General features: G+C 38.2%; 15 protein-coding genes. All 15 read left to right on the top strand.

The window, feature by feature from the left end; genetic code table 11:
- The first annotated feature begins 109 nt into the window (after positions 1–109).
- The 15 genes from H4J62_RS05090 to H4J62_RS05160 all read left to right on the top strand — a co-directional run bounded on the left by H4J62_RS05090 (position 110) and on the right by H4J62_RS05160 (position 16346).
- Positions 110–790 carry a glutathione S-transferase gene (locus H4J62_RS05090; RefSeq protein ID WP_182214201.1) on the top strand — a complete coding sequence of 227 codons (681 nt, stop codon included), beginning with the start codon at positions 110–112 and terminating at the stop codon, positions 788–790.
- Positions 791–883: 93 nt separating this feature from the next.
- Positions 884–1411, top strand: coding sequence for a TlpA disulfide reductase family protein (locus H4J62_RS05095; RefSeq protein ID WP_310733529.1), 528 nt, complete (start codon positions 884–886; stop codon positions 1409–1411).
- A 32-nt stretch (positions 1412–1443) separates the two neighbouring features.
- Complete coding sequence (locus tag H4J62_RS05100; protein WP_070376578.1) at positions 1444–1668, top strand: DUF4266 domain-containing protein; 225 nt, start codon at positions 1444–1446, stop codon at positions 1666–1668.
- Complete coding sequence (locus H4J62_RS05105; protein WP_182214203.1) at positions 1659–2984, top strand: DUF3570 domain-containing protein; 1326 nt, start codon at positions 1659–1661, stop codon at positions 2982–2984. The genes H4J62_RS05100 and H4J62_RS05105 overlap by 10 nt, the downstream gene beginning before the upstream one ends.
- Before the next feature lie 79 nt (positions 2985–3063).
- Positions 3064–3960 carry an FAD:protein FMN transferase gene (locus H4J62_RS05110; protein ID WP_259364615.1) on the top strand — a complete coding sequence of 299 codons (897 nt, stop codon included), beginning with the start codon at positions 3064–3066 and terminating at the stop codon, positions 3958–3960.
- A gap of 111 nt (positions 3961–4071) precedes the next feature.
- On the top strand, positions 4072–4701 hold the full coding sequence (locus H4J62_RS05115) for a DUF2057 family protein (protein ID WP_182214205.1): 630 nt from the start codon (positions 4072–4074) through the stop codon (positions 4699–4701).
- 46 nt (positions 4702–4747) lie between these two features.
- A complete protein-coding gene (locus tag H4J62_RS05120) occupies positions 4748–5536 on the top strand; it encodes an SIMPL domain-containing protein (RefSeq protein WP_182214207.1) in 789 nt (262 codons plus the stop codon).
- A 145-nt stretch (positions 5537–5681) separates the two neighbouring features.
- Positions 5682–6158 (top strand): GAF domain-containing protein, encoded by a 477-nt coding sequence (locus H4J62_RS05125; protein WP_182214209.1) that lies wholly within the window; start codon positions 5682–5684, stop codon positions 6156–6158.
- Positions 6158–6448, top strand: coding sequence for a hypothetical protein (locus H4J62_RS05130; protein WP_070376584.1), 291 nt, complete (start codon positions 6158–6160; stop codon positions 6446–6448). Before H4J62_RS05125 ends, H4J62_RS05130 begins: the two co-directional genes overlap by 1 nt.
- A gap of 28 nt (positions 6449–6476) precedes the next feature.
- Positions 6477–7280 (top strand): RNA chaperone ProQ, encoded by an 804-nt coding sequence (gene proQ / locus H4J62_RS05135; protein ID WP_259364616.1) that lies wholly within the window; start codon positions 6477–6479, stop codon positions 7278–7280.
- A 17-nt stretch (positions 7281–7297) separates the two neighbouring features.
- Positions 7298–9334 (top strand): carboxy terminal-processing peptidase, encoded by a 2037-nt coding sequence (gene prc / locus H4J62_RS05140; protein ID WP_182214210.1) that lies wholly within the window; start codon positions 7298–7300, stop codon positions 9332–9334.
- A gap of 237 nt (positions 9335–9571) precedes the next feature.
- Positions 9572–11074, top strand: coding sequence for a Na+/H+ antiporter NhaC (gene nhaC / locus H4J62_RS05145; RefSeq protein WP_182214212.1), 1503 nt, complete (start codon positions 9572–9574; stop codon positions 11072–11074).
- Between the two features lie 112 nt (positions 11075–11186).
- Positions 11187–13751, top strand: coding sequence for an aminopeptidase N (pepN, locus tag H4J62_RS05150; RefSeq protein ID WP_182214214.1), 2565 nt, complete (start codon positions 11187–11189; stop codon positions 13749–13751).
- A 7-nt stretch (positions 13752–13758) separates the two neighbouring features.
- Positions 13759–13974, top strand: coding sequence for a DUF2835 family protein (locus tag H4J62_RS05155; RefSeq protein ID WP_182170154.1), 216 nt, complete (start codon positions 13759–13761; stop codon positions 13972–13974).
- A 323-nt stretch (positions 13975–14297) separates the two neighbouring features.
- Positions 14298–16346 carry a DUF1302 domain-containing protein gene (locus H4J62_RS05160; protein WP_182214216.1) on the top strand — a complete coding sequence of 683 codons (2049 nt, stop codon included), beginning with the start codon at positions 14298–14300 and terminating at the stop codon, positions 16344–16346.
- Positions 16347–16368: the final 22 nt, after the last annotated feature.

Genomic DNA, 16368 nt, shown 5'->3' on the forward strand with positions numbered 1-16368 from the left:
GGTCACTTATTTTCACTTAAATTTAAAGGTGGCGATTTTACCGATATATTTCCTTAATGAATACCGTTAAAGTAACTTATTATTTTATATTTTCTATAAATAAACGCCCATGAAGCCAAACTCGTCGTTACCTGTACTCTATTCCTTAAGAAACTGTCCTTATGCAATGCGCGCAAGAATCGCAATATATTATGCAAAACAGACAGTTGCATTACGTGACCTGGTATTAACCGATAAACCCGATGAAATGATTGCGGTATCACCAAAAGGCACGGTCCCAGTTTTAGTCACCGAACTTGATACGGGAGAGCCGCGGGTGATTGAAGAAAGTCTGGAGGTTATGCTGTGGGCATTAGATAAAAGCGATCCCGATAACCTTCTGCATAGTGATACACCCGATTTATTACCGGAAATGTTATCGTTAATTTCAACATTTGATAATGAATTTAAACAATGTTTTGATAAATATCAGTGTGCAAAACGTTATCATGAAACTTCACTGGCCATTGACAGAGCTGCGTGTGAAAAATATATAGCCGATTTAGAGCAACGTCTACAACTCACTGAATTTCTTATGTCAGACAAAAACAGTTTGGCCGATATCGCTTTATTGCCTTTTATTCGTAAGTTTTCAAAAGTCGAGCGGCAATGGTATTTACATTCACCGTATCCGAAACTTAGGGCATGGCTAAATAACTATTTACAAAGCCGGATGTTCAGTAAAGTGATGACCCAATACCCCTTGTGGTTGGAAAATAAAGCGGTGATAACTTTTGGCGACGACCGTTAAAAAGTCATTATTAAGTTTGTTTAATTTTTCTTAAGCTTTCCTTAAGAAAAATTAACTAAGATAGCGTCAATTATATTTCTTGATGGTATTTCAGTGAACATACTTAACGCACAACATCCTTATCTAACAGCAAGAGTGGCTATTAAAAGATTGCAATTTTTTTTCCTTTTGATGCTAACGTCTTTAGCATTACTGAGTCATGCCCAAGCGAATAATCTATCTGAAAGTTCAGCTAAAATGCAATTAGATACCCTAATAGCTCAACACCATGGTGATGTTATTTATGTAGATTTTTGGTCATCTTGGTGCGGTCCTTGTCGTAAATCATTCCCGTGGATGAATAAAATGCAGAATGAGCATCAAGCACAAGGCTTTACTGTTATTAGTATTAACCTCGATACGGAACAAAGATTAGCCACTGAATTTTTACGAGAGAACCCAGCAAACTTTTCGGTAATTTATGATCCTAACGGTGAGCTCGCGCGCTTTTTTAAAATTCAGGGGATGCCCAGTAGTTTGATCATCAACAAGTTAGGTGAGATTAAATACGCACATAGTGGTTTTTTTACCAACAAAGTTTCACAATACGAACAAGAAATTCAACAGTTACTTGCTCTCTAACGAATAATATAAAGAGAATAATGAGGTATTCAATGAACAATAAATTTAAATATTCACTGGTTTTTGCTGCGGTAACTTTGGCATCAGGTTGCTCAAGTTTAGGTGTCGAACCTTGGGAACGTGATCTGTTAGCAAAAGAGCAAATGGCCTTAACATCTTCGCCAATTGATTCGGCACTTGATGATCATATTTATTTCAGCAAAGAAGCGTCAAGCGGCGGTAAAAGCTTCGGTGGAGGAGGTTGTGGATGCAATTAATTAACGAGAGTAAATCGAAAAAAACCATCAATAAAAAGAACCTCAAGGCTGCGTTAACTTTAGCAACTACCGCTTTGTTAGGCAGTGTTCAAGTTAGTGCTGCCCCAACATCAGTAGCAGCAGATAAAGATACTTGGTCTTTTGACTCCGCGTTTTTATATTACAGTGAGGCTGATCGTGTTTCAGCAGCAGAAGCTGTTTTTAATGCTAAAAAAACTTACAGCGACGATAGTATTTTAAATTTGAAGTTAACGGTTGATGCATTAACCGGGGCTTCAGCCAATGGCGCCGTTGCTCAGCCCGATGTTCAAACGTTTACCAGACCCTCTGGTAAAGGAGATTATCAAGTTAAAGCAGGTGAAACACCCCTTGATGACACTTTTCATGATACGCGTGTACAGCTGAATGCTCAGTGGACGCAAGCACTAGCACCTAATTTTACAGGCAGTGTCGGTGGGCATCTATCAAAAGAATATGATTACTTGTCTTTAGGGGTAAATGGCAATATTGCTTATGACTTTAATAAGAAGAACTCGACTATTTCTTTTGGTTTAAGTCATTTTCAAGACACCTTTACACCAGAAGGGGGCTTACCTAAACCTTTTGCTTCTATGGCGTCAGCTTATAATGACAGCGAAGACGAAAGTGCTCATGATGCTACTCGAATGGGCAGCGATGATGATAAAACCACCTCGGATATTATGGTAGGTTTTACCCAAGTCATTAATAGACGTATGGTCACACAGTTTAATTATTCCTATTCGGTTGTTGATGGCTATTTAACGGATCCCTTTAAAGTCTTAAGTTTGTTAAATAACGAAGGTCTTGCACAAGACTATTTATATGAGAATCGCCCTAATGAGCGGACCAAACAAAGTGTTTTTGCACAAACAAAATATCATTTTGATGAAACTATTTTAGATGTGTCATATCGGTATATGTGGGATGACTGGGATATAAAGTCTCATACGGTAGATACTCGCTTTTATATTCCGTTAGGTAACGGTAGTTATTTAGAGCCACATTTACGTTTTTATCAACAAGGCGCAGCCCAATTTTATCAACCTTTCTTAATGGAAGATGATGCAACACCTGAGTTTGCCAGTGCCGATTACCGTATTGGTGAAATGACCGCTTATACGGTTGGTTTAAAATATGGTATGAAGTTAGCAGATGGTAATGATTTGTCTTTTAGACTTGAATATTATCGCCAAGACCCAAAAAGTGCCGGACATAAGGTGCCTAGTGCTTTAGCTAATATAGATATATATGAAAGCATTGATGCAATAATTGCGCAGGTTAGCTATTCGTTCTAAAGTGTAGTAATAATCTAAATAATACAAGCCCTTATTTAATCACATAAATAAGGGCTTTATCTTTTTACCAAGGTGACAATTGAATAAACTTAGAGAAATAAAACTGGCCAAACGCTCAGACGGATTCTGTATTCAATTTGATGCTATGGCCAGTCCATGTGAGGTGATTATTGAAACCTCTGACCCCGCGCTTGCCAAACAGCTTGGTGAACAAGTCAGTACAGAAGTTTGGCGCATTGAAGACAAGTATAGCCGTTACAACTCCGATAGCCTTTGTAGCCAGATAAATCAAAGTCAGGGTAAGCCCATCGCTATTGATGATGAGACTTTTGCTTTATTAAACTTTGCCGATACTTGTTACCAACTTAGCGATGGGATATTTGATATAACCTCAGGCGTGCTAAGAAAAGTCTGGTGTTTTGATTGCTCTGACAATATTCCTACTTCGCTGGCGGTTAAAAAGGCTATGGAGAATGTGGGTTGGCATAAAATAAAATACGATAATCGCCAAGTGACTTTACCGATAAATATGGAAATTGATTTCGGTGGTATTGGTAAAGAGTATGCGGTTGATCGCGCCATAGTCTTAATAAATTTATTAACACAACAACCCGTATTGGTGAATTTAGGTGGCGATTTAGCGACAAATTCATCAAGAAAAAATGGTCAACCGTGGCAAGTTGGAGTAGAGCACCCTGGTTTTGTCGACAAAAAAACCATAGTCGTCTCATTATTTAAAGGTGCACTGGCAACGAGTGGCGATGCAAAGCGCTTTTTAGAGAAAAACGGTCAACGTTACAGCCATATTCTAAATGCTAAAACAGGTTGGCCAATTGAGCATGCACCGCGGTCAATGACTGTTTCAGCACCACAATGCATTCAAGCAGGTATATTGGCGACGTTAGCTCAAATGCAGGGCGAAAATGCAGAACAGTTTTTAACCGAACAAGACATCAAGCACTGGGCTATTCGTTAGTTACTTCAAATACGCTTATTAATAACAGAATTTATCATAAGTTAAATCGCAAATAGTACGAATTAACGATAAGCTAAGCTTTCGTTAATTCTTTTTGTGTAGGTTTTACTGATGACACCTTGGTCTTTTAATTTATTAGCTTGTTTATTTTTTTGTTTTATAAATGTCAACGATGCTGTTGCTGCACAATTGGTGGTGCCTGATGTTTATAAATTGATAAAAGTTAATGGTGAAAAGGCAAGTAGTGATTTTTTTAGCCGAAATACTGTCGTTGATATAAAGCGCGGTGAAAATATTTTAATCGTGCAATATAGCGAGCTTTTTGAAAATTATGACGACGACGACCACGTAACTATAAAGTCTGCTCCCCAAGTTATTTTATTTACTTTAAAAGAAACCGTCCACCAGAAGTACATTATGGTGACCCCCGTTATATCTGACAGCTTTAACGCACGTGAATTTGCCCAATCCCCGACCATTGAAATAAAGTCTTTTAATGAAAACTCAGTTCAACAAGACGCTATATTTGTGCTTAATCAAAGTTTAACTGAATTTGAAGCGGGTTTAGCCTTTAAAAAAATAGCTGAACATCAAAAACAGCTGGCTAAAACGCCTGAAAATAATAAACAAAGTAGCGATATTAAAAAATCAGACGATGCTTTAAATAAATTAAAGTTTTGGTGGCATAAAGCAAATAAAGAACAACAAAAACGATTTGTTGAATCTATTCAACAGAAGTAAAATAGTTAATGTACCTTTTTACAAACAACTCACTATTGGGGATAAGATGAAATACCTACTCGTTATTATGATCAGTTTATTTTCATTATCAATCACAGCAGAGCAATACACGACTCAGGGTATTGAAGTCATTGGTAAAGGGTCGGTTAGTGCAAAGCCTGACAAGTTTACTTTTACGGTGACGGTTAGCCAACGCGGCAATGTTGCCAGCAAAGCCAAAGCCTTGGTTGACCACAAAAGCCAGTTAGTGACCCAGATGTATTTATCAATGGGCATTGCTGAGTCTGCTATTGAATCCGCTCGATTAGAATTAATTCCCCGCTATGAAATACCGGCTGATGTGCCAGCGATAATCGTTCATCAGAAGTTGCCTAATCAAGGAGAGTTCGAAAAAAGCAACACGAAAGCGTTTATTAATAGTCATCAATTAGCAGATAACTCAGCGGCTCAGCAAGAAAAAGTTTACTTTGAAGTCTCTCGTACCATAAAAGTGACTTTTACCGATTTTTCGCGCTATGACCAATTACTCGATAATGTTGTAAAAATCGGTGTTAATCGCATTTCTGCTTTGCAAACTTCAATAATAAACGATGAAGCTTTGTATCAACAAGCGCTGATCAATGCCTTAAAAAATGCGCACCAAAAAGCCATCACTATTGCCAAGCAAATGGGCGTTACCTTAGGTAAAATTTCAAATTTGACTGAGTCTGCTTATCACACACCAAACACTTATGGTGTGGCAGGTAGAAGTAACGGCGGTTTTAATTCACATGTAGCAGAAAGTAATGTTGTTGCTCAAGTGAATGTTACTTTTGCTATAAAAACCGAGAAATAAAGCGGCAGTTAAGCTAATTTGCAGCAATATAAGTTAAAAGTGCATAAAATCTGTAATAATTGCTTTAACTTCGCGGGTTATCGGGTTATGTTATGCGTTTTTTGACCATCACTTATCTTTGATAAACATAAGAATACCGGTATTTATGAATAAAAATGATTTATATCAAGAACTTTACCAACAAGTTGATGCCTTAATCAGCGATGAACCTGATATTATTGCTAACATGGCAAATATCAGCGCCTTACTTTTTGAGCACTTGTCACAAGTAAACTGGGTTGGATTTTATCGTTTAATTGATAATGAACTAGTTTTAGGGCCTTTTCAGGGTAAAGTGGCTTGTATTCGTATTCCTGTTGGCACAGGGGTCTGTGGCACAGCAGTTAGCCAAAGCACCACACAGCGTATTGCCGATGTTCATTCTTTTGATGGTCACATTGCTTGCGATGCAAGTAGTAATTCAGAAATTGTTATTCCGGTAAAAGTCGGTAACAATATTATTGCTGTCCTTGATATAGATAGCACAGCCTATGATCATTTTGATGAAATTGATCAACAAGGTTTGGAAGCAATAATTAATTTATTTGAAAATATGATCATCAAGCATGGCGTGTTAAACTAATGAAAGAAATTATCGTTATTCATGATTATCTCGTTAGCGAAAGTATTGTCGGTGACTGGGATGGCCAAGAAGAATTCGTTGCCGAACGAATAAATGAAATTTATCATCTGATTTATGATTTAGCCGAAGAAGATATTGAACCAGAGATATTAGCGCAATTATTATCTTTGGTTTGGGACACTTGGATTTGCCAAGAATCACTACCTGACATAGATAGTGAAGATATTTATGACTGGTGCCAACATTTGTTGGATAACCGTGAACAGTACCTTCAAGATTTAACCTCTTAGATTTAAGAATTTTTAAAAAGTTGTATTTATGGACACTAAAATAGTAAACGAAGTGAGCAAAACAGAAATGAGTAATACTGAAACTGAAGTAACTACTGACGTTGCAGTTGATACTGACGTTGCACAACAAACACCAGTAGCAGCAGAGCAAGAAACTGAAGTTAAACGGTTAAGCACAAAAGAAATTATTGCTTATTTAGCGGATAAATTTCCAAAGTGTTTCTCGGTTGATGGTCCAGCTAAAGCGCTTAAAATCGGCATCTTTCAAGATTTGTCTGCAAATTTAGCGGAAGATGGCACTGTAAGTAAAACTCGCTTACGCCAAGCATTAAGACATTACACCAGCAGCTGGCGTTATTTGAAAGCAGTTAAGTTGGGTAACTTTCGTGTTGATATCGATGGCAATGACTCTGCTGAGATAGATCAAGAGCAAGCTGACTATGCCAGTAAGACACTAAAAGAAAGCCAAGACAAATTTGGTAACAAAAACAAACACGACAAAGCAAGCAAAAAGCCTTATAAAGGATCTAAGCTTAATAAGTCAGACAATCCTACTGAAGCAAAACCGTCTGCTCACAACCTAGAAGCAAAGCAAGAAAAACAAGCTAAGTTTAAGTCGGTAAAATCAACTAAATCGACAAATACTAAAGCAGAAGTTAAACTTGTTCCTGTTGAAGACTGCGCAGTCGTTGTTGGTAAAAGCGTTAAAGTTAAATTAGGCAACTCGCCTATGAACGCTGTTATCACTGAAGTTGCTGGTAAAGATGTGAGTGTACAATTAAATTCAGGAATGGTTGTTAAGACACAAATTAAAAATATATTTACTGAATAAATTGGAGTGTTTTGGGCATGCTAAAAATTTGTCGTATCGCAATTGCCGTTTCTTTGTCGCTATCAGCAATGAACATCTTTGCTGTCGAAAATCTTGATAAGGTAGAATCGCTACCCATATTGGCTCCTGAAAGCCAGCATGCTGCATCGAGTAAACGCGTTACTGCGCAGTTTACTCGAGCCCATTACTCGAAAGTTGACATGGATGATGCGCTCTCTGAAAAAATATTTGACCGTTATATAAAACAACTTGATTATGCTCGAAATGTTTTTTTAGCGACCGATATAGAAGACTTTCAAAAGCATCGTCTTGAATTTGATCAAATAATCGCTCGTGGTAAGTTAGATATAGCCTATGACATATTTAACTTAAACCTTCAAAGACGTGCCGAGCGTTATGAATATGCATTAAGCCTTTTAGAAAAAGAACCTTTCGACTTTACTGTAAACGAAGTTTATAACTTCGACCGTGAAGAAGCTGATTGGCCAAAAGATAGTGCAGAATTAAATGAGTTATGGCGCTTAAAAGTTAAGTACGACGCCCTAAATTTAACCTTAGCGGGTAAAGAATGGCCTAAAGTGCAAGAAGTTTTAGGCAAACGCTATCGTTATGCGATTAAAAGATTAAAACAAAGTGAAAGTGAAGATGTTTTTCAAGTCGTCATGAATAGCTTTGCTCGCGTTGTTGAACCTCACACCTCTTATTTATCACCAAGAAATGCTGAAAAATTTCAAATGGACATGAATCTGTCTCTTGAAGGGATTGGTGCGGTACTTAGAGCTGAAGAAGACTATACGGTTATCAATAGCGTTGTTCCCGGTGGACCGGCAGACAAATCAAACGAAGTAAAACCTAAAGACCGAATCGTCGGTGTTGCGCAAGACGATGATAAATTTGAAGATGTTATCGGTTGGCGTTTAGATGATGTTGTAGATCTCATTAAAGGACCTAAGGGCACCAAAGTTCGTTTGCAAATTTTGCCAGCGGAAGCGGAAGATGATGCCGTTATTAAAGTTGTTACGATTGTTCGTGATAAAATAGTCCTTGAAGACAGAGCGGCAAAGTCTGAAGTGTATTTTGAAACTAAAGGTGATGAAAAGTCTAAAAAATTAGGCATTATCACTATACCTAGTTTTTATAATAATTTATCGCGCGATGTGAACAAAGAACTCGATAAACTTAAAGCCGAACAAGTCGCTGGTATTATTATTGATTTACGTGGTAATGGCGGTGGTTCATTACGTGAAGCAACATTATTAACGGGTTTATTTATTGATAAAGGCCCCGTTGTCCAGATACGTGATGGTGCAAACCGAGTACAAGTTAATAGTGATGATGATGGAGTCAGTTCTTATGATGGCTCATTAACCGTGATGGTTGACAGATACAGTGCTTCTGCTTCTGAAATTTTTGCCGCAGCGATTCAAGATTATGGTCGTGGGGTAATCGTAGGCGAACATACCTTTGGTAAAGGTACTGTTCAGCAACATCGTGGACTAGGGCGAGTTTATGACCTTTATGATAATCCATTAGGTAGTATTCAATTTACCATCGCTAAGTTTTACCGTATCAATGGTGGTAGTACTCAGCATAGAGGTGTTTTACCCGATATTTCTTTTCCAACGGCTGTTGACCCAGAAGACTGGGGAGAAAGTCGAGAGAAAAATGCACTACCTTGGGATCAAATCCCTAAGGCAAAATATCAAGCTTTAGGTAACTTATCGGCTGACTTAACGTACCTCACTTCACTGCATAGTGAGCGTGTTAAAGGCAATCGTGAGTTTAACTACTTACTTGATGATATTGCGGTTTATCAAAAAGAGAAAGACGATAAAACTATTTCCCTTAAGTTAGATGAACGTAAAGCAAAACGCGAAGAACGAAAAGCGAAGCAACTTATTCGTGTTAATGAACGATTAGTTGTTATGGGTAAAGAAAAAGTGAAATCACTTGAAGACTTACCTGATGAGTTAGAAGAATTGGATCCATTTTTAGATGAAACGGCTAAGATAACTTTTGATTTAATCTCGCTGGGTAAAGTCGCTAAAAAATAATGATTACCCACCCAAAAAAGCCGCTTAATTGCGGCTTTTATGTAAGAAAAAAGCTAAACTCAATTTCTTCTATAGATTAGCCTATATGCGTTACCCTGACTTTTAGGGGTTTGTGATTAATATCAATTTGATTAGCGTTGTACTATTTTTCCTAATGAAAAATAAGATAACTCGTTAATAAAAACGATATAAACATTAAAAATTATAACTATAAAAAACTTAAGGTCGGCATCGCACATGACAGAGCCAGAAAAAGACAATCAACCCGTAGTAATCAACACCCACAAAGAACCGAGCATGCTAGATGCGTTAATTCCTATTTTTGCATTAGTTGTTATGTTAACAACAGCCGTTTGGTATTTTGCTGACAACTCCTCTTATGGTCCAAATCAAATTGCTTTATTACTCGCTATGGGTATAGCGATTGTTATTGGTATCAAGAATGGTTATACGTGGCAGTCGATTGAGAAGTCAATTGTCGGTGGTATTTCTATTTCTTTGGGGGCAATTTTAATACTGTTAGCAGTTGGCTCATTAATAGGAACTTGGCTACTGTCTGGTACTGTGCCTACGATGGTTTATTATGGCTTACAAATTATTGACCCTAGTTGGTTCTACGCCGCTGCCTGTTTAGTTTGTGGTATTGTCGCAATGAGTATTGGCAGTTCTTGGACTACAGCGGCAACGGTCGGTGTTGCCTTTATTGGCATTGCGAACGGTTTTGAAATGTCGACTGCGGTTACGGCGGGAGCTGTTATTTCAGGTGCTTATTTTGGTGATAAATTATCGCCGTTATCTGAAACGACTAACCTTGCTCCTGCAGTAGCAGGCAGTGAATTATTTGAACATATTCGATATATGTTATGGACCACCATACCTTCTATTAGCATCGCCTTGGTGCTGTTTCTTATTATTGGCTTTGATCACTCTTCAAATGTAACTGGAGACACCACAAGTATTGATGCCTTGCTGACCACACTAGATGCAACTTATAATATTTCTATACTTAATCTTATCCCACTTTTTATCTTACTTTATTTAGCCTTTAAAAAAGTACCAGCATTTCCTGCTGTGGCGATTGGTGCTTTAATTGGCGCTGTTTGGGCGTTAGTTTTTCAGCAAGAGCTTATTTTAAACATGGCTGCAGAAGGCGTTAGTGGCGTTAAAGCTTATATAACCGTGGTTTGGACAGCATTTTTTGATGGCGTAGTGGTTAACACTGGCAACAAACAAATTGATGAATTGCTTAGTCGTGGCGGTATGTCGAGTATGCTAAACACGATTTGGTTGGTAATGTGTGCCTTAAGTTTTGGTGCCGTGTTAGAGCATTTAGGTATGCTAAATAAATTTGTTAAAGCCATTCTCTCAACAGCTAAATCAACGGGAAGCTTAATCGCCAGCACTGTTGCAACTTGTATTGGCACTAACTTAATAACAGCCGATCAATATATGGCGATAGTTATGCCTGGTCGTATGTTTAAAGCTGAATTTAAACGCCGAGGTTTTCATCCAACACTATTAAGTCGTACGTTAGAAGATTCAGGCACTATTACTTCACCGTTAATTCCATGGAACACTTGTGGTGCCTTTATGTTTGGCGCGTTGGCATTAACATCATACGATTATATTTTTTATTGCTTTTTTAATTTAATTAACCCGGTGCTTGCCATCGTTTATGGTTACACCGGTTTTAAAATTAAAATGTTAGCAACAAACAGTGACGAAGCGATAAAGAGCTAACATCAAAGAACATTGCGATAAAAAGAGGATATTCATCCTTTATTTACGCTTCATATCGACTTAATATAAAGCCTGTTTTTACAGGCTTTATATTTTCAAAAAGGAAACGCTCATGACTGACTTTACAGCGCGCTATTTATCTGATTACCAAGTTTCAAATTTTTCTATTACCACCGTCGATCTGACCTTTGAACTTGCTGACACGGCAACCATAGTAACCAGCACTATGGCGATTAAACGTGAAAATAAAGAGGCTAAGCAATTAGTGCTTGATGGCGAGCAATTGAAACTTATTTCATTGCAAATTGATCATCAAGACTTGCCTGAAAGTTATTATCAGGTCAGTGACACACAGTTAACCCTAGATATTAGTGCTGATGAATTTACACTAACTATAGTGACTGAAATTGACCCACTTAATAACACCTCACTCGAAGGCTTATTTAAGTCGGGCGGCGCTTTTTGTACACAATGTGAGGCCGAGGGTTTTAGACGTATAACCTATTACCTAGATCGTCCTGATGTGATGTCGACCTTTTCAACCAAAGTCATTGCTGATAAAAAGCGTTACCCTTATTTGTTATCAAATGGCAATAAAACTGCAGCGGGTGATTTACCGCAAGGGAAACATTTTACTTGTTGGCATGACCCTCATCCAAAACCTTGTTATTTATTTGCTCTGGTTGCTGGTGATTTTGACTTACTTGTTGATACCTTTACCACCCAAGATAAACGCGATGTGGCAATAGAAATATTTGTTGATAAAGGTAACTTACCTAAAGCTCACCATGCGATGGCATCACTAAAAAAATCGATGCTTTGGGATGAAGAAACCTTTGGTTTAGTTTATGACCTCGATATCTACATGATTGTAGCCGTCGACTTCTTCAATATGGGAGCGATGGAAAATAAAGGCTTAAATGTTTTTAATTCGAAATTTGTTTTAGCAGATAATGAGAGTGCCACCGATACTGATTTCTTTAATATTGAAGCTGTGATCGGTCATGAATACTTTCACAACTGGACGGGTAATCGGGTAACTTGCCGCGATTGGTTCCAGTTAAGTCTAAAAGAAGGTTTAACAGTATTTCGCGATCAGCAGTTTAGCGCTGATATGCACAGTGCTGCAGTAAACCGTATTAAAAATGTGAGATTGCTGCGTTCAAAACAGTTCGCTGAAGATGCCGGACCTATGGCTCATCCTATTCGTCCTGAAAAAGTACTAGAGATGAATAATTTTTACACCTTAACCGTTTATGAAAAAGGTGCTGAAGTCATCCGCATGATTAACACCTTGTTAGGAGAAGTTAAGTTTAGAAAAGGCATGGACTTATATTTTGCTCGCTTCGATGGTATGGCCGTGACCTGTGATGACTTTATTAATGCGATGTCAGATGCCTCGGGTGTTGACCTTGATTTATTTAAAGGCTGGTACTATCAGTCGGGTACGCCGACATTATCTGTAAATGAGATTTTTTCAAAGGGACAGTATCAATTAACCTTGACCCAGAAAAATCCAAATCAAAAAGACGGTAGCGAGGGTAAAGCATTACATATCCCTGTTGCTATTGAGCTTATCGAAAACAATAAGGTGATCGGACGTGAGTTACTTGAGTTAACCACTGAGCAGCAAACATGGACCTTTGACAATCTTGCTGTTAAACCTGTGCTAGCGATATTGGCAGATTTTTCAGCGCCGGTGAAGCTTACGATTAAGCAAACAGATAAAGAGCTGGCAACCATTATGGCTTTTGCCGATGATGAGTTTTGTCGTTGGGACGCTGGTCAGCAATTGATGTTGAATTATATTAAAGCGTTAGTCGATGACAGTAGCTTTGTTCTGCCACAGAGTTTATTAACGACTTATCAAGCTATTTTTGACGCAAATACCGATAATTCCTTTAAAGCCGAACAATTATCACTGCCTAGTTTTGACGAAGTTGTCGCAGAAATAGCACAGGTTGATCCCATCAAAGTAGTTAATGCTATTGCCGCAGTGAAGTTATTTTTAGTGACCGGCTTAACCGCTAGTTTTGAGAAAGCCTTTACTGCCAATAAATCTTTTGCCTATAAATATGACGGTGAAGAAGTTGGCCAACGCGCACTAAAAAATGTTTGTTTGTCTTACCTCTCTTTACTTGAGCATCAAAAGAGCAAGGTAGTAGAACAATATCAATCGTCAGATAACATGACTGATACTTTGGCAGCATTAGTCTGCTCAGCTGAAAACAACTCAGCTGACTTAGCAGGGCAGTTACAGCATTTTGAAAAAAAATGGCAGAGTACAGCATTAGTCATGGATAAGTGGTTTAGTCTTGCGGCTCAACAATGTAGCGAAGATATTTTTACTTCATTGGGTAACTTATTAACTCACCCGTTATTTAGCTTAAAGAATCCAAATCGGGCACGTTCATTAGTGGGTAGCTTCAGCGTTAATAATCCGCGTTATTTTCACTGTCAGTCAGGCCAGGGTTATCAGTTTCTCGCAGAGCAAATCGCTTTGTTGAATGAAATAAACCCACAGGTGGCTTCAAGGCTCATTACGCCTTTAATTCAATTTAGATCTTTTGATTTATCTAGACAGGAATTGATGCGCGCAGAATTAGAGAAGTTGACTACACTTAAAAACTTATCAAAAGACTTAAAAGAAAAACTTGATGCGGCCTTAGCGAGCTAACTCTTTTATGAAATATTTCTTTTCAATAAATATGACCACTGCTGAGTTTTTCCCTTATTATGAAGGTAAAGCTCAGCAGATGGTTGTTACTACAACTCAAGGAGTGCGGGTACAATTTCCGGCAATGCATATGCGAAAATATTTATTATCTACAGGTATTAAGGGGCTTTTTTGTCTAGAAACTGAAAATAATAAATTTTTATCTGTGACAAAAATGGCATGATTAGAGTATTAGCTTTAAACAGTGGTCGGACCATTTGATGTGTTTGAAGGCTATTGGCCTGTTTCGCTGTAACACTTAATACAAGTAACTACTTGTTAAAATCTATATGAAGAATTTTTTGTTTTAAACGCTTGTTTAAAACGCTAGTGTCTGATTCGCTTTTTATTGATTAGAAGTCATTAAAACACAGGGTATTATCAATTGTTTTTACCTCTTGCACCATTGATAAAATGATGCAATTATTGTTTTAGACCACTTATTTCAAATAGTAAGTAGCGATGATAAAAATAAAATATAATCTACACGCTCTGGGGAGAGAATAAATGAAATATAGCCCTCGCAATCGGTTTTATAAAAAACCTTTAGCTGCCAGTATAACCGCTGCGCTTGTTTGTTTAGCGACAGTAAGCCAAGCACAAGCAGAGAATTTTACATTAGGCAACTTCGACGTTACTTTTGATTCAACGTTTAGTTACGGTCAAAGTTGGCGTGTAGAAGATCGCAACTGGAATGATAATGTTGGTAAGTCAAACAATTTAAATAATGGTTTTGATTTTAGTAATTATCATCCATCATTAAATCCAAATCCTGATCCTGCAACGGTATGGAATGGAAAAGGCGGTTATTCAACCAATGGTGATAACGCTAACCTTAACTATAACGCCGGTGATAGCTTTTCTCAGATAATCAAAGGTTCACACGAACTAGAAGTTCGTTATGAAAACTTTGGTTTGTTCGTTCGTGGCATGTATTTCTATGATTTTGAAATGAGTGACGGCGACCGAGCGTGGACTAATCCTTTATCAGAGGTTAGAAACGATCCTTGTCGTGACGGTGAAGCAAGTGATCAAATATGTAATGACGTAAGATTACTTGATGCTTTCGTTTATGGTGATTTCGTTGTAGGTGACATGCCGCTTTCTGTTCGTGTCGGCCAACAAGTGATCAGCTGGGGTGAAAGTACTTTAATCTCTCACGGTATTAGTGAGTTAAACCCTGTTGATATCGCTCGTCTTCGTGCTCCTGGTTCAGAATTGAAAGAAGCCTTTATTCCTTTCGGTGCAATTTGGGGTTCACTTGGTGTTTCTGAGAATTTCAATATTGAAGCCTTCTACCAGTACAACTGGGAAAAAACAGTGTTACCAGCACCGGGTAGCTACTTCTCAACTAATGACTTTGCTGGTGACGGTGGTCAGTTTAATAATGTTCAGTTAGGCTTTGGTAGTAACCCTGATATGGACTTAGATTATCTTATTGAAGGTCTAAATACCCTTAGTGGTGCTATTGCTGCTGGCGCTGTTCCTGCTGAAAGTATCGGCGCAGCTTATTTAGGCGCTTTTCCAACGAAGGTTACACTTCGTCAAGCTGATGCAGAAAATGAACCTGAAGATGGTGGCCAGTATGGTCTTCGTTTATCATGGTTTTTACCTGAATTCAACGACACCGAAATCAGTCTTTACCACATGAATTACCATAGCCGTCGCCCAATATTTGCTGGTGTTACTGCTGATTTTAGTAATGAAGCTATTGGTCATGATATTGGTATGTTACTTTCAGGCGCTATTACTGAAGAAAATTATACAAATTTGAAAGCCTTCTCTCGTGTAGAACTTGATTACGTAGAAGACATTAAAGTTTATGCAATGAGCTTTAACACCGTTTTAGGCACAACTTCTGTTGCCGGTGAAATTACTTACCGCCAAGATGAACCGTTGCAAATTGATGATGTTGAGTTATTGTTTGCGGCGATGCCACAGCAACTAGCGAATGATCAAGGTCGCACTGAGCTTGATGGTATTTCTCAAATGCCAATATTCCAGGGCGGCGAACATGCTGATGGTTTTGTTCTATCAGATACTTTACAAGCACAAACAACGCTAACGCATCTTTGGGGTCCTTCATTTGGCGCCAGCCAGTTAACAACATTAGTTGAAGTGGGTGGTATTAACCTGCAAGACATGCCTGACCAAGACGTATTACGATTAAATGGTCCAGGTACTGCACGTAACGGTGGCATTGCCGGTAAAGAAGGTTTAGAAATGGCAGTTCAGGACGGTGTTGAAACTAACCCGTTCCCAGACGCATTTGCTTGGGGTTACCGTGCAATTGCTAAGTTAGACTTTAATAACGTTATCGCTGGTATTAACATTTCACCACGTGTGGTTTTCTCTCATGATGTTAAAGGTACCACACCAGATCCATTATTCTTATTTGTTGAAAAACGTAAGTCTGTCGCCTTAGGTATTAACTTTAATTACCAAAGTCGCTGGTCAGCAGACATTAACTATAACGGTTTTTGGGATGGCGTAGGTACAACCAATCAAATAGCAGACCGCGATTACATTTCATTCAGCATTAAATATTCTATATAAGGGCTAAGTTAATGAGCAATAT

The organism is Colwellia sp. BRX8-5, assembly GCF_014077325.1.
In the GTDB taxonomy this organism is placed as follows: Bacteria; Pseudomonadota; Gammaproteobacteria; order Enterobacterales; family Alteromonadaceae; genus Colwellia_A.

Coding starts and splice junctions, on each gene's coding strand:
- H4J62_RS05115 (WP_182214205.1), top strand. CDS start 4,072: ATGACACCTTGGTCTTTTAATTTATTAGCTTGTTTATTTTTTTGTTTT.
- H4J62_RS05120 (WP_182214207.1), top strand. CDS start 4,748: ATGAAATACCTACTCGTTATTATGATCAGTTTATTTTCATTATCAATC.
- H4J62_RS05100 (WP_070376578.1), top strand. CDS start 1,444: ATGAACAATAAATTTAAATATTCACTGGTTTTTGCTGCGGTAACTTTG.
- nhaC (WP_182214212.1), top strand. CDS start 9,572: ATGACAGAGCCAGAAAAAGACAATCAACCCGTAGTAATCAACACCCAC.
- H4J62_RS05090 (WP_182214201.1), top strand. CDS start 110: ATGAAGCCAAACTCGTCGTTACCTGTACTCTATTCCTTAAGAAACTGT.
- H4J62_RS05155 (WP_182170154.1), top strand. CDS start 13,759: ATGAAATATTTCTTTTCAATAAATATGACCACTGCTGAGTTTTTCCCT.
- H4J62_RS05130 (WP_070376584.1), top strand. CDS start 6,158: ATGAAAGAAATTATCGTTATTCATGATTATCTCGTTAGCGAAAGTATT.
- H4J62_RS05125 (WP_182214209.1), top strand. CDS start 5,682: ATGAATAAAAATGATTTATATCAAGAACTTTACCAACAAGTTGATGCC.
- H4J62_RS05160 (WP_182214216.1), top strand. CDS start 14,298: ATGAAATATAGCCCTCGCAATCGGTTTTATAAAAAACCTTTAGCTGCC.
- prc (WP_182214210.1), top strand. CDS start 7,298: ATGCTAAAAATTTGTCGTATCGCAATTGCCGTTTCTTTGTCGCTATCA.
- pepN (WP_182214214.1), top strand. CDS start 11,187: ATGACTGACTTTACAGCGCGCTATTTATCTGATTACCAAGTTTCAAAT.
- H4J62_RS05105 (WP_182214203.1), top strand. CDS start 1,659: ATGCAATTAATTAACGAGAGTAAATCGAAAAAAACCATCAATAAAAAG.
- proQ (WP_259364616.1), top strand. CDS start 6,477: ATGGACACTAAAATAGTAAACGAAGTGAGCAAAACAGAAATGAGTAAT.